Annotated in this window: 16 protein-coding genes; 6 read left to right on the top strand and 10 right to left on the bottom strand. The window is 34.6% G+C overall.

Annotation, left to right across the window (positions count from 1 at the left end; all coding sequences use genetic code 11):
- Positions 1-25: 25 nt before the first annotated feature.
- Positions 26-1,519, bottom strand: coding sequence for a betaine-aldehyde dehydrogenase (betB, locus tag KA893_RS06645; protein WP_041079911.1), 1,494 nt, complete (start codon positions 1,517-1,519; stop codon positions 26-28).
- 202 nt (positions 1,520-1,721) lie between these two features.
- Here betB and cudC point away from each other — a divergent pair, with 202 nt between their 5' ends.
- Positions 1,722-2,282: a choline uptake/conversion transcriptional regulator CudC gene (cudC, locus tag KA893_RS06650; RefSeq protein WP_002482146.1), complete on the top strand. Its 561-nt coding sequence runs from the start codon at positions 1,722-1,724 to the stop codon at positions 2,280-2,282.
- Between the two features lie 169 nt (positions 2,283-2,451).
- Here the strand turns inward: cudC and KA893_RS06655 are convergent, their stop codons facing one another.
- Positions 2,452-4,074 carry a BCCT family transporter gene (locus KA893_RS06655; protein ID WP_041079909.1) on the bottom strand — a complete coding sequence of 541 codons (1,623 nt, stop codon included), beginning with the start codon at positions 4,072-4,074 and terminating at the stop codon, positions 2,452-2,454.
- A 484-nt stretch (positions 4,075-4,558) separates the two neighbouring features.
- Between KA893_RS06655 and KA893_RS06660 the strand changes: the two genes are divergently transcribed.
- From KA893_RS06660 to KA893_RS06670, 3 genes are all read left to right on the top strand, one after another.
- Positions 4,559-5,281: a class I SAM-dependent methyltransferase gene (locus KA893_RS06660; RefSeq protein WP_041079908.1), complete on the top strand. Its 723-nt coding sequence runs from the start codon at positions 4,559-4,561 to the stop codon at positions 5,279-5,281.
- A 127-nt stretch (positions 5,282-5,408) separates the two neighbouring features.
- Entirely contained in the window at positions 5,409-6,299 is an 891-nt protein-coding gene (locus KA893_RS06665) for a fructose bisphosphate aldolase (protein ID WP_041079907.1), read from the top strand.
- Positions 6,300-6,477: 178 nt separating this feature from the next.
- On the top strand, positions 6,478-7,485 hold the full coding sequence (locus tag KA893_RS06670) for a PTS sugar transporter subunit IIC (RefSeq protein WP_194376009.1): 1,008 nt from the start codon (positions 6,478-6,480) through the stop codon (positions 7,483-7,485).
- 77 nt (positions 7,486-7,562) lie between these two features.
- Here KA893_RS06670 and KA893_RS06675 read toward each other — a convergent pair whose 3' ends face one another.
- The 6 genes from KA893_RS06675 to KA893_RS06700 form a co-directional block, all read right to left on the bottom strand.
- Positions 7,563-8,969 carry an APC family permease gene (locus KA893_RS06675; protein WP_002482141.1) on the bottom strand — a complete coding sequence of 469 codons (1,407 nt, stop codon included), beginning with the start codon at positions 8,967-8,969 and terminating at the stop codon, positions 7,563-7,565.
- A gap of 182 nt (positions 8,970-9,151) precedes the next feature.
- Positions 9,152-10,531, bottom strand: coding sequence for an NAD-dependent succinate-semialdehyde dehydrogenase (locus KA893_RS06680; RefSeq protein WP_002482140.1), 1,380 nt, complete (start codon positions 10,529-10,531; stop codon positions 9,152-9,154).
- Between the two features lie 93 nt (positions 10,532-10,624).
- Positions 10,625-11,938: a 4-aminobutyrate--2-oxoglutarate transaminase gene (gabT, locus tag KA893_RS06685; RefSeq protein WP_210125641.1), complete on the bottom strand. Its 1,314-nt coding sequence runs from the start codon at positions 11,936-11,938 to the stop codon at positions 10,625-10,627.
- 103 nt (positions 11,939-12,041) lie between these two features.
- The gene (gene gabR / locus KA893_RS06690) at positions 12,042-13,427 is read right to left on the bottom strand and encodes a MocR-like transcriptional regulator GabR (RefSeq protein WP_002482138.1); all 1,386 of its coding nucleotides are present in this window, start codon (positions 13,425-13,427) and stop codon (positions 12,042-12,044) included.
- A gap of 159 nt (positions 13,428-13,586) precedes the next feature.
- Entirely contained in the window at positions 13,587-15,071 is a 1,485-nt protein-coding gene (cls, locus tag KA893_RS06695; RefSeq protein WP_069822086.1) for a cardiolipin synthase, read from the bottom strand.
- Positions 15,072-15,291: 220 nt separating this feature from the next.
- On the bottom strand, positions 15,292-16,476 hold the full coding sequence (locus KA893_RS06700; RefSeq protein ID WP_041079903.1) for a CynX/NimT family MFS transporter: 1,185 nt from the start codon (positions 16,474-16,476) through the stop codon (positions 15,292-15,294).
- 93 nt (positions 16,477-16,569) lie between these two features.
- Between KA893_RS06700 and KA893_RS06705 the strand changes: the two genes are divergently transcribed.
- Together KA893_RS06705 and KA893_RS06710 are read left to right on the top strand one after the other, a co-directional pair.
- Positions 16,570-17,115: a helix-turn-helix domain-containing protein gene (locus KA893_RS06705; protein ID WP_002482135.1), complete on the top strand. Its 546-nt coding sequence runs from the start codon at positions 16,570-16,572 to the stop codon at positions 17,113-17,115.
- A 111-nt stretch (positions 17,116-17,226) separates the two neighbouring features.
- Positions 17,227-18,087: an ABC transporter substrate-binding protein gene (locus tag KA893_RS06710; protein WP_037537515.1), complete on the top strand. Its 861-nt coding sequence runs from the start codon at positions 17,227-17,229 to the stop codon at positions 18,085-18,087.
- 184 nt (positions 18,088-18,271) lie between these two features.
- Here the strand turns inward: KA893_RS06710 and KA893_RS06715 are convergent, their stop codons facing one another.
- Both KA893_RS06715 and ppdK read right to left on the bottom strand, forming a co-directional pair.
- The gene (locus KA893_RS06715; RefSeq protein WP_037537513.1) at positions 18,272-19,087 is read right to left on the bottom strand and encodes a pyruvate, water dikinase regulatory protein; all 816 of its coding nucleotides are present in this window, start codon (positions 19,085-19,087) and stop codon (positions 18,272-18,274) included.
- A complete protein-coding gene (ppdK, locus tag KA893_RS06720; protein WP_194376012.1) occupies positions 19,080-21,713 on the bottom strand; it encodes a pyruvate, phosphate dikinase in 2,634 nt (877 codons plus the stop codon). Before ppdK ends, KA893_RS06715 begins: the two co-directional genes overlap by 8 nt.
- Positions 21,714-22,173: the final 460 nt, after the last annotated feature.

The raw sequence follows: 22,173 nt of genomic DNA on the forward strand, positions 1-22,173 counted from the left end.
TCATTCTCTTATTTAAAAATCTATATTATGCTTTACCAAACCAATTAACTGGTTCTGGGTTTGTATTACGTAATATATGTTTCTCTACTTGATATTCAGCTAGACCTTCTTTACCAAGCTCTCTACCAATACCGGATTGTTTATAGCCGCCCCAAGGTGCTTGAGCAAAGTATGGATGGAAATCATTAATCCAAACTGTTCCCATCTTCAATTTATTAACGACGCGTTCAGCTTTGCCTATATCTTGTGTAAAGACACCGCCAGCCAGACCGTAAATGGAATCGTTCGCAAGTTCTATGGCTTCTGCTTCAGTTGAAAAACCTTCAATTGTTACAACTGGTCCAAATACTTCCTCTTGAACAATTCTCATAGAAGTATCACAGTTTGTAATTACAGTTGGTTCAAAGAAGAACCCATCTTGTAGGTCTTCACGTTCAGGACGTTTACCACCAATAGCAATCGTTGCATTTTCAGCTTTTGCAATTTCCATATAATTTTCAATTTTTTCTCTATGTTCAGCTGAAATCACAGGTCCCATTTCCGTTTCTGAGTCAAAACCATTACCTAATTTAATATTTTTAACTCTTTCAATAAGGGCTGCTTCGAATTTTTCTTTAATATCGTTATGCACGATAATTCTTGCGCCAGCAGAGCATACTTGACCTGCATGGAAGAATCCGCCATTTAATGCTTGATCTACTGCTAAGTCAAAATCGGCATCGTCAAAAATGACATTTGGGTTTTTACCGCCAAGTTCTAACGCTACATCTGTAACATGATCTGCTGCTTGTTTCATAATGTGTTTACCAGTTTTTATGCCACCAGTAAATGACACTAAATCCACTTCTTTATGTGCAGATAACGGTTCACCAACTTCAGATCCTTTTCCTAATACTAAATTAATCACACCTTTAGGGAAGCCAACTTCTTCCATTAATTCAAATACACGAATTGTTGTTAACGGCGTGATTTCACTTGGTTTCATAACAAGCGAACAACCTGTTGCCAATGCAGGTGCAAGTTTCCATGAAGCTTGCAGTAAAGGATAATTCCATGGCGTAATTTGAGTTACAACTCCAATCGGTTCTTTTATTACTTTGCTTTCTGTATTTGGGATTGGAGAATCTATCAATTCTCCACCATCTTTATCTGCCAAACCTGCAAAATAGTTAAATACGTTCGCAATATCATTCATATCTGCGTAAGATTCTTCTAATGTTTTACCTGTATCTAATGTTTCAAGTCTCGCTAATTCTTCACGATGTGTCACAATTAAATCGGCAATAGCACGTACTTTTTTGCCTCTATTTTCACTTGTTTCTAATGACCATTCACCTTTTTCAAAAGCACGACGTGCAGCTAATATCGCACGTTCACTATCCTCATCAGTACCTTCTGCTACTTCAAATATGACTTCTTGGTTAAATGGATTAATAATTTTTCTTGTTGCTTGATTCGAGCTATCTACCCACTCACCATCAATGTATTGACGACGAGACAATTGATTTACAAGTTCCATTAAAATTACCTCCGTTAAGTTTGTTAAATTTTTATTTAACGAATTTTATAGAGTTTATGTTAGCATAGTAAACGAAAGCGTGTCAAACCAGTTCAAATTTCAATTGGCTCATAACTTCAGAAACAAAGCGCTACTTAAATTCTGTTCGTTAACCTGCTATAATTTGAATTCACAATAAAATATTTGGTCGGAGGTGTACTACATGGCACATTCAAACAACCCTGAACATCAATTAGACGAAGCAAAAGATATTGTTATCAATGCGATTGGTGAAACAATGGATTTATATGGTATCAACAGAAGTGTTGGTAATTTATTTGGTACTATGCTCTTCGAAGATAGCATGACACTCGATGAGATGCGTGAACAATTACAAATGAGTAAACCAAGCATGAGTGCTGGGGTCAAAAGACTCCAAGAATTTGATATCGTTAAGCAACAATTTACACGCGGTAGTAGAAAACAACATTTTATTGCAGAAAAAGATTTCTTTAACTTCTTTAGCAATTTCTTTACACGCAAATGGCGTCGGGAAATCGTAATTAATGCCGAAGCTGTCCATGATGCCGTTGCGATACTAAACAAAATTATTAATGACGAAAGTACAGATGCCGCTATTAAAACTGAGGCAAACGAAACGAAACAGCAACTCATCGACACGTTACCTTATTACGAATGGTTAGATCATTTAAGTGATGCATTGGAAAGCGGAGAAATATTTAAATACTTCCCAATACCTGAAAATAATTACAAAGAAGATTAAATATGTGTAAGATAGTTAGCCCAAAATCAACAGAATTTCAAAAAGCGTCCGTGTGAAGTTAAATTTCAAACGGTCGCTTTTTTATTTAACAAATAAGCATGACAATTCAACCTTAAGTTAAAGCATAAAAAAGCTGAGACATCGTACTTGTCTCAGCTTTTATTTAAAATTACAAATTATCATCTTCTTTTTGTTCTCTAACTTGTGTGATACGCAATGAACGTCGCTCGACCTCTCTATACTTGTCTGCCCGACTTTCTAGTTTAAGTCGGTCCTCATTAAGTGTCCGCATAAATGCGACCATCATCATAACAAAGACTACAAGTACTGGCACACTCGCCAATAAGGCTGCTGTTTTCAGTACTTCTAACGCTCTCTCGCCACCGACTAACATAAGCGCAAATGGTAATAAACATAACGCAAACGCCCAATAAAGACGGTTTACTTTTAATGGTTCACCAATTACTTTTTTCTGAGATGCTGCTGCTAAGATATATGATCCAGAATCAAATGTTGTCGCTAAGAACAGCAATGCCGAAAGCATAAATAATACAATGATAATATTATGGAACGGTAATTGATGCAATACCTCTATGATTGTAGCTTCCGTACCATGTGTATTCAGATTTTGGATCACATCAAATTGTCCACTAATTTGTAAAAACACAGCATAGTTACCAAAAATACCGAAGAACAACATACATCCTAATGTACCATAGATAATTGTACCTAAAACTACTTCTTTTAACGTACGACCTTTGGAAATACGTGCGATAAACAATCCAATAAATGGTGCATAAACAATCCACCATGACCAATAGAATATTGTCCACTGTTGTGGGAAGTTCGTTTCTTTACGGCCACCAATACCGCCAAATGGTTCTAGCCAAGTAGCCATTTCGAAAAAGTTCTTAATCATATTACCCATACTTGTAATTGTCGTTTCCATAATAAATACCGTTGGTCCAACAATTAACACAAATCCAAGTAATACAAATGACAAAATAACGTTCCAATCACTTAATACTTTTATACCTTTTTTCAATCCAGAATATGAACTATAAGCAAAGATAGCAGTTACTAAAAACAGTATCGCACCACGCATTAACATGTTATCACCATCGATACCAGTCAAGCGCTCTATCCCTGCTGTAATCATTGGTACACCAAGTGCTAATGATGTAGCTGCACCACCTAATAATCCAAAAATGAATATAATATCGACAATCTTACCTACAAGACCATCTGTTTGCCCTTTTAATATTGGACGTAACGTTTGGCTTACTTTATAAATAGGTTTCTTCTTCACGAATAATAAGTAACCAATACACAGCGCTGGTAGTACAAAGGTCGCCCATGCAATCGGTCCCCAATGGAACATACCATACATCGTTGCATAATTAAGCGCACTATCTGTCATACCTTTACCACCATGTGGCGGATCTTGATAATAGAATGCCCACTCGATAATACCCCAATATAGAATATCAGACGCAATACCGGCACAAAACAGCATGGCAGCCCAACTAAAATTATTAAACTCGGGCTTATCTGTCGCTTTACCTAAAGTTACATTACCGTACTTACCAAAGGCTATGTATAAAACAAATATTAAAATAGCGAGTCCGATAAGCAAATAAACTGAACCTAATGCACTAGAAACGGCATCGTTCATTTTAGTAATCACATCTTGACTTGCTTTAGGAAAGACCATCATAGGAATTACTGCAATCAGTAAAATAACCGATGATCCTATAAAGGTCGTCCAATCCATAACTTTATTTTTCTTCATTATTGAACACCCCTGTATTTATTTTTATAACTATGTAAAAGTCGCTAAAAATAGATAAACATTAGCAAAAATATATATTAATTCACAAACATGAGCCTAACGAACTTTAAATAATAATGCAAATTGCATTCAATATTCTGAAATTAATTATATGAATATTTATATAAAACAGAGAATTAATTTCGGATTATAAATCGCTATAATCACAGTGTTAAGTTTAAACTTAATGAAATTAATGAATCTTATAAACTTTATAATATGTATCTTTATTCATTATTTACGTATAAATATTTGTTTTTATTTTTTTGTATTTTCAGAGAAAAAGACTGTTTTTTTATAAAATATCGCATAAAGGTTGTTCGATACATAATTAAATGTATGTCGTTTTTTGTGTGTTTTTAAATAGTCATCACAAACTTTTATACTTAAATATTCTATAATAGTGTAAACAGCAAAATAATTGTAATAAGCGGAGTGAATTTAAATGGAAAAATCAAAGATCATTAATTATTGGGATAAACGTGCTGAATCCTTTAGTAAAAATAAGCTAGCAGAATTAGAAAGTACGCATGCTCAAAAATGGATAGAAGAAATTAATAACATAAACCCGATACAACCTGGTATGAAAATCTTAGATATTGGTACTGGCGCGGGTTTTTTAGCTATTTTATGTGGAAAACTAGGTAGCGATGTCACAGGGATAGATCTTTCTCCTGAAATGATCCAATCAGCAAAACAGAATGCCGAAAGTCATCATCAAGATATTCACTTTCAAGTAATGGATGCTGAATCACTACAATTCAATGATGAAACTTTTGATATGGTTATTTCTCGCAATGTAACGTGGCTACTTCCTAATACAAAGGCAGCATATCAAGAATGGTTACGTGTATTAAAACCTAACGGTAAACTGATTAATATTGATGCCAATTATGGTAACGATTCATTCACTGACTATAAATCCCTGAATACTGAACATGCACACCACACACTCGGCAAAGATATGCTGGCTGAAAGTGAGGCAATCAAACAAAATATACCCATTAATCACCAACCCAGACCTCAAACAGATATGGATATCTTAAAATCATTAGGATTTGATCATATCCATTTAGACACTGAAATTTATTTACGTATGTACTCAGAACAAGATGAATTTTATAACCCAACGCCCATATTTTTAATTTCAGTTACTAAATCATATTAGCTACAGAAAAAATTTTTTATTAAAGACACAATTTCCAATATATTTTATCGTAAAAAGAGCCTACAGCTTGCGTTATTTTTTAATTTTTATCATACTATAAGAGAATATAGTAAAAGGAGTGGTAAGAATGAATCAAGAACAATTTGACAAAGTAAAAAATGGAAAAGGCTTCATTGCTGCATTAGACCAAAGTGGTGGTAGTACACCTAAAGCGTTACGTGACTACGGCGTTACAGAAGATCAATATGGCAGTGAAGACGAAATGTTCAAACTCGTTCATGACATGCGTACACGTATCGTGTCGTCACCATCATTTAGTTCAGATAAAATTGTAGGTGCGATTCTGTTCGAACAAACAATGGACCGCGAAGTAGAAGGCAAACATACAGCGGACTATCTAGCTGATAAAGGTGTTGTACCTTTCTTAAAAATAGATAAAGGTTTAGATGAACAAAAAGATGGCGTTCAATTAATGAAACCTATGCCTGAGCTAGATGACTTACTAAATCGTGCAAATAAACATAAAATTTTCGGTACTAAAATGCGTTCTAATATCTTAGAACTAAATAAAGACGGTATTGATTTAGTTGTTAAACAACAGTTTGATATAGCTAAACAAATTATTGCAGCTGGTTTAGTTCCAATTATTGAACCTGAAGTTAATATTAATGCTGAAAACAAAGAAGAGATTGAAGCATACTTAACTGATTCAATTTTAGAAGAACTAAACAAACTCAACGATGATCAACTTGTAATGCTTAAAGTAACTATCCCTACAAAAGCAAATCAATATCAATCATTAATCAACCATCCAAACGTTGTACGTGTCGTTGCGTTATCTGGTGGCTATAGCAGAGAACATGCAAATGAAGTACTTAAACAAAATAAAGATTTAATCGCTAGCTTCTCTCGTGCATTAATCAATGATTTAAATGTGAACCAATCTGATGAAGAATTCGACAAAATTTTAGGCGAAACAGTTGAATCTATCTATGATGCTTCTGTAAACAAAAATTAATCTATCCTAATACATTTAAATACAATTACAACACTGTCAGTGCGTTTCGATACGCACTGACAGTTTTTATTTTATGATTGTGAAAAAAATCCCAATATAGTCTAGCCAACTTCACTAACTATCTATATACTAATATTAATTTATGAAATAATTTAATTAAAAATAAGGAGATTACTTAATGAAAAATCATTTGCATAGGTGGGTTATTGAAGCATTAAGTTTTATGGCTTTGGGTTTGTTTGGCTCTTTAATTATTGGACTTATCTTAGAAACTATTGGCAATCAAACACTCATTCCACAAATAGATTTATCGTTTTTATCAGAAATTGGTAAGGTCGCAATGTCAGTTACCGGTGCTGCTATTGGGGTAGCAATTGCTTATGGATTAGGCGCTAAACCTCTAGTTATTTTTTCGTGTGTTATCGTTGGCACACTAGGTTATACGACGTTTGGAGGCGGTGCAGTTGGTGCCTATATTGCTACACTCATCGTCGTAGAATTAAGTAGATTTTATGCAAGCAAGACTAAAATCGATATCATTGTTACGCCCTTACTTACGATTGTTATCGGGGGCGCTATCGCAAAACTTTTTGGACCTGCGTTAAATGAGTTTATGACTGGGTTAGGTAAAGTTATCATTGTCGCAACTGAACAACAACCGTTGATAATGGGAATTTTAGTATCTGTCATCTGTGGTTTAGCACTTACTGCGCCAATTTCAAGTGCAGCACTTGCACTCATGCTTGATTTAAGTGGTTTAGCTGCTGGTGCAGCAACGATAGGCTGTGCGGCGCAAATGGTAGGCTTTGCTGTAAATGGCTATAAGGATAATGGTTGGAGTGGTATTTTATCTATTGGTATTGGTACAAGTATGCTACAAGTCCCAAATATCATTAAACATCCCATGATCTTAGTACCTCCAACAATAGCAAGTGCAGTTGTTGCTCCAGTTATGACAACTCTATTTCCTATGACAAATAATGCCGCTGGTGCAGGTATGGGTACAAGTGGTTTAATTGGCCAAATTATGACGATTAATACCATGGGTGGTTCACTTCAAACCTGGCTATTAATTATAATCTTCCATATTATATTGCCTGCAGTCATTAGCTTTGCTTTATATAAGTATTTCTTTAAAAAACAGTGGATTATGCCAGGCGATCAACTTATCCATGTCGCTAACTAGTTCAATAACATAACTATTTTCATTAAAAACAGCCGTGCCAGTTAAATTAAACTGACACGGCTGTTTTATATAAAGTGTTACTGATAATCTGATTGCTTGTCTCCTTGTATTGATACATAGGCATCTTCTGTTGTCTTTCTTTTTTGAGTTAAATAAAGTACACCTGCAATCAAATACCAAACTAATACAATTAACCACTCTGATGGCCAAGCTAACGATGACGGCATACCCGGTAAATAAATCACGATAAACAATATGCTCAAAATAACCGCAATGATACCAACAATTTGTCCGTTTTTAATACGGTAAGGACGTTCTAAATTAGGATGCGTTTTGCGTAACTTAAGAAATGAAATTGCAACCAGTAAATAACCTAGAACAACACCAATACCGCCTGCATTAACAATCCACGAAAGTGCTGGTCTTCCTAACAGCGGTGCTACAAAAGCGAGTACACCTAGAAATAAAATACCGTGCGTAGGCGTTTTAAATTTCGGGTGGATATAGGCAAACCATTGTGGAATCATTTTATTTTTAGCCATTGCATACAATATTCTACTTCCACCAATAATAAATGCATTCCAACTGGTGATAATTCCGGCGACACCACCGAGTACAAGTAACACACCAAATCCACTATGACCGAACAGATTAACCATTGCATCCGCCGTTGCTAAACTACTCGTGTTCAGTGCTGAAGGTGAAAGTCCTGTGGCTACCCCAAATACAATCAATAAATAAAATATAACAGAAGCAATGATTGATAATATTAAAATGCCACCAATCTTTTTAGAAGGTGCTTTCACCTCTTCAGCAATTTGTGGAATGACATCAAATCCTACAAATAAAAATGGAATCATCATCAATACGGACATGGTTCCGCCAACACCATTCTCGAAAGGTTTTAAATTACTAAAGTTGCCATTGAATCCAGCACCAAATACAAGCAACAAGCCCACTGCTACAATAAAGATAGTGAACACAGTCTGCATGATGGCTGCTGGTTTTACGCCGAAATAATTCAGTGATGTTAATACAATACTACCAATTGAACCAATTAATACCCATGTTAAATAGACATCCCAACCAGCGATATTCCACATAAAACCATGATGTTTAAAAGGAATGACGTAATCGATGACTGTGGGCAAAGCAACCGCTTCAAATGTAATTACGGATACATATCCAAAAAGTACGGACCAACCAGAAATGAATGCAATACCAGGAGAAAAAGCCTTTTTAACAAATACAAATCCTCCGCCAGTTTCCGGAATAGCTGATGCAAGCTCTGCGTATGTAAGGCCTATAACAATAACTAATAATCCACCAATTAAAAAAGCGACAATACTTCCGATAAATCCAGCTGCTGATACCCATTCTCCTGACAAGACTACCCATCCCCATCCAAGCATGGCACCAATAGCTAGAAATAAAACATCAACTATATTCATTGATTTATTAAATTGTGATTTTTGTGATTTCATTGAACATACCCCATAACATTTTCAATAACGTCAATTAAAGTTGAGAAGCGCGCAGCGTAGCGTTGTATTTATTTCACTTTAATAAACGGCGCCCTATCATATGTGATTAACCAATCGCTTTCCCAATCTTTAATTGACTGATTTTATATTTTCTTTAAGATTTGGTTTATCCTAATGCATTTTTATTCTTGTATAGAAAGATACTTCGTTTCTAAATAAGGTTCTATGCCTTCTACGCCACCTTCTCTACCATAACCACTTTCTTTCAAACCACCAAATGGTGCATGTGCAGCAGATGGTCCACCATCGTTCCAACCAATCACACCATATTCCAGTTCATTAAAGAGTTTTAATCCAGTTCGATAATCATTCGTGAAGAAATATGAAGCTAAGCCAAATTCTGTGTCATTTGCTATGTTAATCACTTCATCTAAATCACTATATGTCATCACTGGCGCAACTGGTCCAAACGTTTCTTCATGCATTGCTTTCATATCTAAATTTGCATTCGTAATGACTACCGGTTTTAAGAAATTACCGCCCAATGCTTGAATATCTTCAATACTACGTGATAGTTGCCCACCTTTTTCTTGCGCATCTTTGATGTGTGTTAACACTTTTTCTACAGCTTGATTGTCAATGAGTGGTCCAATTTTAACCTCTTCTTTCAAGCCATCACCTACAGATAATGCATGCACTTTTTCTATTAATTTTTCGTTATATGCCTCGGCGATATCTTCGTGAACATAGATTCTGTTTGCACATATACAAGTTTGTCCTGCATTTCTAAACTTCGAAGCAATCGTACCGTCTACTGCCGCTTCAATGTCTGCATCATTATGAACGATAAGCGGTGCTAAGCCACCTAGCTCCATCGTCACATTTTTAACTTGTTGCGCAGATGATTCAATTAATGATTTACCAACAGCAGTCGATCCAGTGAATGTCACTTTACTAATCAAACTATGATTTGTGAAAATGTCCCCTGCGTCTTTACCTGAAGCAATAATGTAGGAGATAGCATCTTTTGGAAAACCCGCTTGATGTGCAAGTTCCACAAGTTTAATCGTTGTCAGTGGCGTTTTAACTGCTGGTTTACAAATGATTGTACATCCTGCTGCCAATGCTGGTGCCATCTTACGCGTAATCATTGCTGCTGGGAAGTTCCACGGTGTAATCGCGCCTACGACACCTACTGGAAATTTATCTATAACAATTTTTTTCGAAGGTGAATTAGCTGGTATCGTACGACCATATACACGTTTTGCTTCTTCGGCATACCATTTGACGTATGAGTTCGCATAAGCTACTTCACCTTTTGCCTCTGCCAGTGGCTTACCTCCTTCTAATGTAATCAGACGTGCAAGTTCGTCTTGATGATCATCAATTAATTGAGCCCATTGCGCTAATTTCGCTGAACGTTCGTGCGCATCGACCTTCTTCCAGTTTTGAAATGCTTGATGTGCTTGTTTAATTTGATGATTAATTTGTTCATGCGTAGCATAATCTAAACGCTCTAAAACTTCATTAGTAGCTGGATTAATTACTTCTAACTTTGTCATGGTAACGACCCCTTTTTAAATATAATTATAAAAGCCCTTTCATTTATCCATACCCTTTCCGCTTATAAAATATATAATAATGTTACTTATTCATTAATTCGTTTGCTTTTCAATAGCCTTTTCAAATACTTCTGTTAATATATTTAGACCTTTGTTTAATTCTTGATCTGTAATAACTAATGGTGGTAAGAAACGAATCACATTGCCTTTAATACCAGCCGATAATAATAATAAGCCTTTTTCGTTTGCAGTTTTAATAATCTTATCTGTTAACGCTTTGTCAGGTTCACCAGTTTCCGGATCAACGACTTCAAATGCAACCATAGCCCCTAAACGACGAATAGCTTTAACTTGCTCATAATCTTGACTCAATGCTGTTAAATATGTTTCTAGTTGATGACCGAGTTGTTCCGCTTTTCCATTTAAATCTTCATTTTCTATGATTTCAATCACTTTAAGTGCAGCTTCACATGCTAATGGATTTCCAGCATACGTACCGCCCAATTCTCCTGGTGATGCGCTATCAACGATTTCTTTTCTACCAACGACACCACTTAAAGGGAATCCAGCAGCCAATGATTTAGAAACCGTAATTAAATCTGGTTCAACATCAAAGTGTTCTATCGCAAATGTTTTACCTGTTCTAGCAAAGCCACTTTGAATTTCATCTGCTACAAAGACAATGCCATTATCTTCACAAATTTGTTTAACGGCTTTTATAAACTGGATATCAGGTATGATAAAACCGCCTTCTCCTTGAACAGGTTCCATGACGATACATGCTACTTCACTCGGATCCACCGTTTCGATAAAGAAATCATGTAACTTATTGATTATATGTTGTGTGTAAAGTTCATCTGATAAGTCTTCAGATTTTTCAGAAATATTAGGGTATGGTGCTTGATAAACTTCCGGAGCGAATGGTCCAAAACCTAATTTATATGGTTTCACCTTACTCGTCATAGACATGGTTAGATTCGTTCTACCATGGAATCCTCTTACAAATGAGACTACGGCTTGTCTTCCCGTATATTTTCTTGCAATTTTAACGGCATTTTCTACAGCTTCTGCACCTGAGTTAAGCAAAATTGATTTTTTGTCAAAATGACCAGGTGTAATTTCCGTTAATTTTTGCGCTAAATTTAAATAACTTTCATACATAATGACATTAAAACCGGGATGTATAAATTTATCCAATTGTGCTTTCAAGTGTTTCGTAATTTCTGGGTGGGAATGTCCGACATTCAAAGTACCAATGGCACCAGCAAAATCAATGAACACATTACCTTCGACGTCTTTAACGGTTGCACTTTGTGCCTCGTCCGCTACATGTAAATTTCCGTTTCCTACTCCACGAGCTACATATTTTTCACGTTGCGTTTTATAATATTCATATTTCTCCGACATAATGAAACCTCCTAGTTTTAAACATTTTCATTGATTGTCTAGAAATTTAAAATATTATTGGTCTTCTGTAAAGTACCAGTTATTAGTTTTTAATGGTACCAGTTTATTCAATAAGTACACTTTTTAAACGTTGAACTGCCTCTGGTATGTGATTTTGTTCTATTTTTGAAAATCCAATAATCAATATTTTAGGGTCATTATTTTTTTGAAGCGCTTTCACTTTAAATCTATTAATAGTATAAAGTTCCAATTTTTGTTCTTTCGCACGTGTTTCAATTTCTTCATATGAATACGGAGAATTCACTTCAATAATAAAATGCAATCCTGCTTGTGTATCTTTGATTTGGATATGTTCGCCGAAAGCCATACTCAAATATGCTATAAGGTTCTCTCTTTTTTTACCGTATAACTGATGCATTTTCTTTATATACTTTTCATAATGCCCTTCTTTTATCATCAAATTTAACGTTAAAGCGTTTAGCATGGAATAATCTGGAATTGTGTTTTGATTTTGTAGTTCAAATTGTCTAACTAATTTTGTTGGTAAAATCATATAACTCATTCTTATACTAGGCATCAGTGTTTTTGAAAATGTCCCTAAGTAAATAACACTCTCATTTTTGTCAAAACTAAATAAAGACGGGATATTATCTGTTTCATATTTAAATTCACTATCATAATCATCTTCAATAATATAGCTATGTGTTTTACTAGCCCAATTTAATAAATCTATACGTCTTGAAACGGGCATAATTGTCCCAATTGGAAATTGATGCGATGGTGTCACAATCACTGCATTAGGTTGAATATCTTTAATGCCCTCTAACGAAATCCCTTTACGATCCAATGCGATTGGCTCCATATGTATACGCGTTTGTTCTAGCAATGTTCTGAAACGAGAATAGCCAGGATCTTCAACTGCAATGGTTATATTTTTAGTCATGAGCTCAATTAATTTGGTTAATAATGCATTGGTGCCTGATCCTATGACAATTTGCTCAGGATAGCAATGGATACCGCGTTGATAGGAAATTAGTTTCGCAATCGATTGTCTAAGTTCCATAGGACCCTTTACTTCAGGAATAGATGATAGATAGTGATCATAATTTTGAAAAACTTGTTTCATCATTTTAGTCCATGTATCTACTGGAAATTCTGATATATCAGTGCTCATGTGTGAGAATGAATATTCAAATTCTGTTGCTGTATGCTCATGATATGTTTCTAATGACGGTTGCTTATCGTTTTCGATAATCAGTTTATCTATGGGTTCGATATAATAGCCCTTACGTTCTTGAGTGTAAATATAACCTTCTGCTAGCAACTGTTCATACGCTGCTTTCACACTATTTATGCTAATATCTTTATGTTTGGACATCACTCGCTTAGACGGTAATTTTTCATGGCTATTATATTTAAATGCTAAGATATCTTCTTTTAATTGTGTATATAGTTGTCTATAAATGTATAAGTTACTATCACGTTGCATAGCACACCTCAATTGTTTTGTTTATCAAATCATTATTTATATTATTAAAATGTTTTTCAATTATTCTAATAATTATATCATATAAAAAATCAGTAGTTATACGATGATAACTACTGATTCCAACAAAATTAATATTAAATTAAATGCTCATTTTGACTTTTATAATATTGGTGAGGCTAATTTGGCGATGGATTGTTTAAATTTAATCCAGTTTGAACGTTGATTATAACGTTCTTCTGTTAATTCTTTTGATACTTTTAAATCTTCTAAAAATGCTGCTTTAAGTTGTTTCGTAATTTGTTCGTCATACATAAAGGCATTTACTTCAAAATTCAATTCGAAACTACGGATATCCATATTAGATGAACCGACACTTGCCACTTCATCATCGATAATCATCATCTTAGAATGAATAAATCCATTTTCATAAGTATATACCTTCACACCATCTCTAATTAATTGCGCAACGCTTGTAATGGTCGCCCAGTATACAAAAATATGGTCTGGCTTATTAGGGATAATTAAACGAACATCAACCCCTGATTTAGCGGCGATTCGCAACGCATTAATATAACCTTTATCTGGTATAAAATATGGACTATGCATGTATATGGAGGATTTGGCATTCATAATCATTTTCATATATCCAAATTCAATTTGATGCCAATTATCACTTGGTGCACTCAGTGCGAGTTGCATTGACACATTACCACCTTGGTGCGCATTATCTGGAAAATACTTCATATTATATTCTAACTGCTCACGCTTAGCCTGGGAGTTCCAATCATGTATAAAACTTAATTGTAAGGCATCAACGCCGTCACCTCTCACTCTCAGGTGTGTATCTCTCCAATAACCAAACTTATCATTTAGACCCAAATATTCATCGCCAACGTTAAAGCCACCAACATAACCTGTCATCCCATCAATGACGACAATTTTACGATGGTTTCGATTATTCACTCTAAAGTTGATTAATGGTATTTTAGCTTGGAAAAATGCCTCCACTTGTCCGCCATTTTCTCGGAATTTTTTAAATTTCGACTTATGTACAGATTTAGACCCTACAGCATCATAAAGTAACTTCACTTCAAGTCCCTCTTCTGCTTTTTGTTCTAAGATATTAATGATTTCAGTACCTAAACCATCTAAATTCAATACATAATATTCCATATGAATATACGTTTTCGCATTGCGCAGATCTTCTTTCATTTGACTGAATAAATCATGACCATCTGTATAAATATCAATATTATTATCATTACTTAAAAAAGAAGGTTCTTTTGTTAAAAGTGTTGTTGCAATATCACGGTGTTTTCTCACAATAGGATTATCAGAATCACTGATTTTATTTGTCGAATCTTGTAGTTGGGCTTGAACTCGTTTCATCCCATCTTCTATCTGATTGTGCGCAAAGCCACGTTCACGTTTCTTACGAATACCTCTTCCGAAAAATATATAAATGAAAAATCCTAAAACAGGCATAACAAAAAGTAAAAATAACCATGCCCATGTTGCAGTAGCATCTCTTCTATCCCTGTCTAAAAAGACTATAACAAAGGCTAATATCACATTGATAACAAAGAAGAATGCTAACACACCCCGATATATGGCACTTACACTTGGATCAAATATTAATTGCATAACTTCACCTCATCATTCTTTCCCTAATATCTAAAAATATTTTCAACTATAATGTTTTAGTTCTAAAATTTTATATTACTTATACATATATTAATTTTAGTATAATTGGCTCCAATGTAATCTGATTTATTTCACATTGATTCATACCCATTATATGCCATTATAGGTATATTTACCATTTAAGCTTTAATCTAAATTCTATAAAATCAAGTTAAACACTTCACTTTTGAAGTGATTGTTCGATTGTTCGATTACGTCCTGCTTGTGAACCAAACAAAGTAATGATAACTGCTGTAAATAGTAATATACTTAAAGATGCAATCCAAGTACCCGTCATATCATGTAGAACACCAAATAATAACGGACCCATAGCGGCAAATAAATAACCAATAGACTGTGCCATACCAGATAATTTTGCTGCCGTTTGACTATGTTCTGTACGTAAACTAAAGAACGTATTAACAAGTCCAAAAGCGATTCCCCCAGCAACACCTATCAATATTGTAGAGATAATGGCCAGTTGAGGTACGCATAACATAATGATTACACCCGCAATAAACAACAATCCTGTCACGAAAGTTAATGTAAATTGCGATTTCATCTTAGTTGCAAATATTGGTGTGATAAAAGTAAATGGAATAATTGAAATCTGTAACACAGATAAATATACGCCCGCTTCACTAATAGACATACCACTCTGCGACAAGTATGCTGGCATCCAGTTGATGAGAGAATAAAATATAAGCGATTGCCCGCCCATTAATATCGTGATTTGCCAAGAAATTGGAGATTTCCACACATTCACACTTTTACGAGGTAACGCTGTAGCCATTTCTTGTTTACCTTTTAATTGAAATGACCAAATAATTATCGTCACTAATGTTACGATACCGATTAAGCTTATTGCTACATTATAATGAAACGACTTTAGCAATGGCGCAGTACCGTATGATGATAAACCACCAAATACATTCATTACAACAGTATAATATCCCGTCATGATACCGATATGTAATGGGAACTTCGCCTTAATGACTGCGGGTGCTAGGACATTACCAAATCCAATACCTATACCAATCAGCACTGTCCCAATATATAACCAGGAAATTTCTGTCATTGATCTTACAATAATACCTATAAAAATTAAACATAAGGCTAGAAAAATCGTTTTTTCTAAACCAAATTGATTACTTGTTCGTGCTGCAAATAATGAAATGACTGCAAAAGCTAATAATGGTACTACCGTAATAACACTAACAGCACTATTCGACATTGCTAAATCCGTTTTAATATCAGGCAATGCGACCCCAATAGAAGTAATAGGTGCTCTTAAATTCGCACCGACAAGTAATATTCCTATAAATAACAACCAATTGAATGGTTTTATTTTTCTATAATTTTCCATAATCTATCATTTACCACCTTATCAGGTCTATTTTGAAAACAACACATTATATGGTACGATATGTACGTTATAATGTAAATAGGAGAGATATATTTGTATAATATTCAAAGCATCGTAGCAAAAAATATTGCCGATTATCGAAAAAAGCATCAATTAAGTTTAGATAAAGTAGCTAATGCAACAGGCGTCAGCAAAAATATGTTAAGTCAAATTGAAAAGGGACAATCTAATCCAACGATTACCACATTATGGAAAATAGCAAATGGCCTTCATATTTCATTGTCGCAATTAACTTCTACATCCAATGATACAATCGATTTTATCGACGAAAGTGATATCATCCCTCTCATTGATAAGGAAGTTTCAATATATCCATACTTTCCTTATGATGAGAACAAGAAATTCGAAATGTTTAAAATGGAAATCCAACCTGGTGGCAAAATGCATTCCGACCCTCACCACCCTGGTTCCGAAGAGTATATTATTGTTAATGACGGTGTATTAGAAATCGAAGTCGATGGTAAACAATATACAATCAATCATCATCAAGCTTTTCGATTTAATAGTGATTTGCCTCATAGTTACTTTAATCCAGGAACATCAATCGTAGCACTAACTTCTACAATGTATTATCAATAACCAACGTAACACCCTCTGAATCATTTATGACAACCCTATACATCATTGTTATGTTTCACATTTTAATTGTGTGGAATATAAATAGTAAAAGCAATTTAGGGAGGTAATATGATGACTTTTGAATTTAAACATGATTTAGGTACAAGTGAATTACCAGAAGATATAACTTCAGCAGTAGCATTAGAATTTTCATTCGTTGATGCATTAGTTGCTTTAGATATAGATGTTAAAGGTATTGCCGATGACGGTGATAGTACAAATTTAACATCACCACTTAGAGAAGCAGTAGGCGATTATGTCTCAGTTGGTACACGTTTAGACCCAGATTTTGAATCTATTAGATCATCAGCACCACAACTCATTATTGGTGATTCTGATCGCCACAAAGAGATTTATGAAGAGTTAAGTGAAATTGCGCCTACCATTCTTTTCAAAAGCTTCGATGCTGGTTATCAAGAAACATTAGAAGTATTCCAACGTATTGGTACTGCCGTTTCTAAATCTAAAGATGCTAAAGAGCGTCTAGATAGACATCAAGCTTTAGTTAATGATTTTAACAATCAAATTTCTATAGATAAAAATAAAGAAACATTAGCTGCAGTCGTATCAGAACAAGGTGTGACGGCGCATTCAAATAGCACGTATGTAGGTGAATTTTTAACTAAATTAGGCTTTGCAACAGCACTTAATGATAAAGTTGCAGACACATTACCTGCTTACAGAGAATCAGATTATTTAGAAATGTCTTATGAACAACTTGCAAATGTTAACCCTGAAAGATTAATCGTGATGGTAGAAGACGATAACGATAAAGATTTAAATAAATTACAAAATAGTAATCAATGGGATGACTTAGAAGCAGTTAAAAGTCAGCGTGTACATTTTGTAAGCAGAGATGACTGGGCTAAATTACGCGGTCTTATCGCTTCAGAAGATATTGTTGAAACTCTAGCTAACCTTAATGAAGCATAAGCAATGAGGTCATAACAATGTAAGCTAACAAAAAAACGACCATTTCTATTAAAATAGAAGTGGTCGTTTTTCTGCTTTTCTTTAATATGATTAAAATTTCAAGGCCGCTAATCCAATATTTTTCCTGTACTCAGTGACTCGTATATTTATCTTAATATCTCTTATTCTCTCTTTTTGAATCATCTTATAAGCATTTTTCAATATAAAAGGCAGATTCTTCAATGGATTTATACTCTGTATTAATAACCGTTGCATTTAATTTTTCAAAAACTTCTTCTGCATGAATTAGCTCTTCTCTGATTCTATCCATACTATTATAGTTTGACGGACCCGATAACCCTAAAATTTTAACGCGCTCATTACGAATATTTAAAATATAGTCAGGACTCGCAGTTAAACCAAATACTTTCAAATGCTTATGTTTAAACACCTCATCTGGAATATCAACCTCTGGTACCAATGGAATATTCGCAATCTTATAGCCCTTATTTGCTAAGTACATGCTTAATGGCGTTTTAGATGTTCTTGAAACACCTACAATCAATGCATCCGCCTCTCCAATATCTGTAAAATGTTTACCATCATCATATTTCACAGCATACTCCATTGCTTCGATTCTCTTGAAGTAATTTTCATCTAGTTTACGTAATGCCCCACTTTCTAGTATGGGGTTACATTGTGTTTGTTGTTGAATAATGCCTATCAAATCAGACATATAATCGATATACGGAATTTGCAATTTTTTCGCAAGCTGTTGACCTGCAATATTGAAATCTGGATTCACTAATGTCGTAACAACAACGGCACTCAACTCTTTAGCTCTGTTTAAAATATGCATCAGTTCTTCATCATTTTTAATGAATGGATATTTTTTTATCTCTATTTGTGAAATGTCAGGAAATTGCGTTAACGTCGCATGAATCATTCGTTGCGCTGTCTCTCCTATAGAATCCGATATGACAAATAATCTCAGCTGTGGTGATTGTTGATCATCAAACATGTAATCGGTCACCTTCTACTTCACTTTGCGCAGTTGAAAGCAATGCACCCGGCACTCTAAATGGCGAACAAGAAACATAATCTATGTCTAATTGATTAAAATATTGAATGGATTTATGATCTCCACCTAGTTCACCACACACACCAATTGTTATGTCTGGATTCGCTGATTTTGCTTGTTGTGTAGCGATTTTTATCAGTTCACCTATACCTTCTACATCTAACGTCTGGAACGGGTCGTGCTCTAAAATGCCTAATTCAGAATAAGTACCAATAAACTTACCAGCATCGTCTCTTGAAAAACCGAATGTTAACTGTGTTAAATCATTTGTTCCAAAACTAAAGAAATCACATTCTTTTGCTAACTCACTAGCAATCAAGCAAGCACGTGGTGTCTCGATCATTGTTCCAATCATATAATGAATATGTTCTCCTGCTTCTTGTTGTAATGTTTCAATTCGTGAAATAATTTGCGCTTTCAACGTTGTAAATTCAGCAACGGTGGAAACTAAAGGAATCATAATTTCTGGTTGGCATGACACACCTTGCACTTTCAGCTCCAATGCACTTTCTATAATCGCTTCTGCTTGCATGATATAAAGTTCAGGATACGTAATGGCTAACCTACATCCTCTATGTCCAAGCATTGGATTCACTTCATTTAAACTTTCAATATACTGGTCTAATTCCTTAATCGTTACATTCAATTGCTCTGCAACTGTTGCTTTTTCGTTATTTGAATTGGGTAAAAATTCGTGTAACGGTGGATCTAACAAACGAATAATCGTTGGTCGTTCACCAGAAAGTTTTAGTATTTCTTCAAAATCATTCTTTTGGTACTGCTTAATTGTGTTTAAAGCAGCAATACGTTTATCCTGTGTATCAGACAAAATAAATCTGCGCATTTCTATGAGTCGCTCTGGCGCGAAAAACATGTGCTCTGTTCGAACAAGTCCAATCCCTTTAGCACCAAACTGATAACCTGATTGAATATCTTGTGCTGTTTCTGCATTCATGCGTACATCTAATCTTGCATTTTCTTCTGACCATTGCATAAATTTCTCAAAAGCATGACTACGCTCTGCTTGGATTGTCTCAACTTCACCAAAATAAATATCCCCTTTGGCACCATCTACTGAAATGATATCACCTTCATATAGTGAACCACCTTTATAATGTACAACCTTATCTGTAATATTAATTTCTAAGTCTGAACAACCTGTGACACAACATTTGCCCATACCTCGTGCTACGACTGCAGCGTGTGATGTCATACCACCATGCGTTGTAACAATTGCCTCACTTGCAACCATCCCTTCAATATCTTCTGGTGATGTCTCAGGACGCATTAAAATCACTTTATTCCCTTTTTCTGCTTGTTGTTTAGCCGTTTCTGCAGAAAAAACAATTGCGCCACTAGCTGCACCAGGACTGGCAGGTAAGCCGACCTTAGTTATAACTGACGTCTGTTTTAATGATTGTTCATCAAAATTTGGATGTAATAATTGATCAATAGATTTCACTTCAACATTCATGACCGCTTTTTCTTTGCTTATCACATCTTCCTCAACTAAATCAACAGCGATATGAATCGCAGCATTGGCAGTACGTTTACCACTTCGTGTCTGTAATATATATAAGTTTTCATTTTCTATTGTAAATTCAATATCTTGCATATCTTTATAATGCGTTTCAAGTTGTGTTGAAACTTTTACAAATTGCTCATGCACATGTGGCATTTGTTCTTTCAATGTTTCAATATCTTTAGGTGTACGAATACCTGCTACAACATCTTCACCTTGAGCATTCAGTAGATACTCTCCAAATAACTTTGCTTCTCCCGTTATAGGATTACGCGTAAATGCTACACCTGTACCACTTTTTTCACCACTATTACCAAATACCATTTCCTGTATATTGACTGCAGTACCAATATCATGTGGTATTTCATTTAACTGACGATATACACGCGCGCGATCATTATCCCAAGATTTAAATACTGCTTCAATTGCCTCTGTTAATTGGTCAATCGGTTCTTGTGGGAATGGTTTATATGCTTCATCTAAGTAAACTGCTTTAAAATGTTCACAAATTTCTTTTAACCCTTCGGCTGGAATTTCTGCATCGCTTTCATAATGATGTTGTGTCTTGTATTGATCAAAATATGTATCAAAAGATGACATTGGAATACCATAAACAACCTGACCAAACATTTGCAACAATCTTCTATAGCAATCATATGCAAAGCGCGAATCATTTGTTTTATTTGCTAATTTTTTTACATTTTCATCGTTCAAACCTAGATTTAATATCGTATCCATCATACCTGGCATAGAAATTTTTGCACCACTTCTTACAGAAACTAGGAGTAAAGCACCATCATCAGAAAATGATTTCTGTATACGTTTAGATAACGCATCCAATTCTACATCTAACTGTTTCAGTAATAAATCAGGTAGTTTTGAATGGTTATTTAAATATTCTATACATGCTTCCGTTGTAATGGTGAATCCGTCTGGCACTGGTAAACCTAAGCGTTTCATTTCAGCTAGATTTGCACCTTTTCCTCCTAATAAATCTTTCATACTTTTTTGGCCTTCATCAAATGCATAAATATATTTTGTCATACTTAATCACCTCTATAAGTTATTATGTTATACTTATTGTTATAGAGTATGTCACATTAAAAAGAAAAAGACAACCATTATATTTAACATCAATAAAATATATTTAATTTTTTGTCTATTATTTAAACAAATACACATTGATAAACTGTACGTTAAATGACTAAAAAAAGCCTCAGTAACAATGAAATCATTGTTGCTGAGGCCATATTGTTTCACCAGTTTATTGTCCTTTTAAGTGAAAATATCTCCTGACATACTTAAATAATGATATGGGTTGGGTGGTAGTAATCAAAATAGACGCATTTATAAAGGCTACCCTATAAATGATAGCTCACGTTACAATGTTTTCTATTTCAAATCATATGTTCTTTAAACTGGTCCTTAAAAATGAGGAATTAAAAGTAGGTGAAATAGATAAAATCTAGAGTCTATGCATTGGGTTTTATAAATGTATACATTT

It is taken from the genome of Staphylococcus sp. GDY8P126P (assembly GCF_017891965.1).
GTDB classification, from domain to species: Bacteria; Bacillota; Bacilli; order Staphylococcales; family Staphylococcaceae; genus Staphylococcus; species Staphylococcus saprophyticus.

Coding starts and splice junctions, on each gene's coding strand:
- betB (WP_041079911.1), bottom strand. CDS start 1,519: ATGGAACTTGTAAATCAATTGTCTCGTCGTCAATACATTGATGGTGAG.
- cudC (WP_002482146.1), top strand. CDS start 1,722: ATGGCACATTCAAACAACCCTGAACATCAATTAGACGAAGCAAAAGAT.
- KA893_RS06655 (WP_041079909.1), bottom strand. CDS start 4,074: ATGAAGAAAAATAAAGTTATGGATTGGACGACCTTTATAGGATCATCG.
- KA893_RS06660 (WP_041079908.1), top strand. CDS start 4,559: ATGGAAAAATCAAAGATCATTAATTATTGGGATAAACGTGCTGAATCC.
- KA893_RS06665 (WP_041079907.1), top strand. CDS start 5,409: ATGAATCAAGAACAATTTGACAAAGTAAAAAATGGAAAAGGCTTCATT.
- KA893_RS06670 (WP_194376009.1), top strand. CDS start 6,478: ATGAAAAATCATTTGCATAGGTGGGTTATTGAAGCATTAAGTTTTATG.
- KA893_RS06675 (WP_002482141.1), bottom strand. CDS start 8,969: ATGAAATCACAAAAATCACAATTTAATAAATCAATGAATATAGTTGAT.
- KA893_RS06680 (WP_002482140.1), bottom strand. CDS start 10,531: ATGACAAAGTTAGAAGTAATTAATCCAGCTACTAATGAAGTTTTAGAG.
- gabT (WP_210125641.1), bottom strand. CDS start 11,938: ATGTCGGAGAAATATGAATATTATAAAACGCAACGTGAAAAATATGTA.
- gabR (WP_002482138.1), bottom strand. CDS start 13,427: ATGCAACGTGATAGTAACTTATACATTTATAGACAACTATATACACAA.
- cls (WP_069822086.1), bottom strand. CDS start 15,071: ATGCAATTAATATTTGATCCAAGTGTAAGTGCCATATATCGGGGTGTG.
- KA893_RS06700 (WP_041079903.1), bottom strand. CDS start 16,476: ATGGAAAATTATAGAAAAATAAAACCATTCAATTGGTTGTTATTTATA.
- KA893_RS06710 (WP_037537515.1), top strand. CDS start 17,227: ATGACTTTTGAATTTAAACATGATTTAGGTACAAGTGAATTACCAGAA.
- KA893_RS06715 (WP_037537513.1), bottom strand. CDS start 19,087: ATGTTTGATGATCAACAATCACCACAGCTGAGATTATTTGTCATATCG.
- ppdK (WP_194376012.1), bottom strand. CDS start 21,713: ATGACAAAATATATTTATGCATTTGATGAAGGCCAAAAAAGTATGAAA.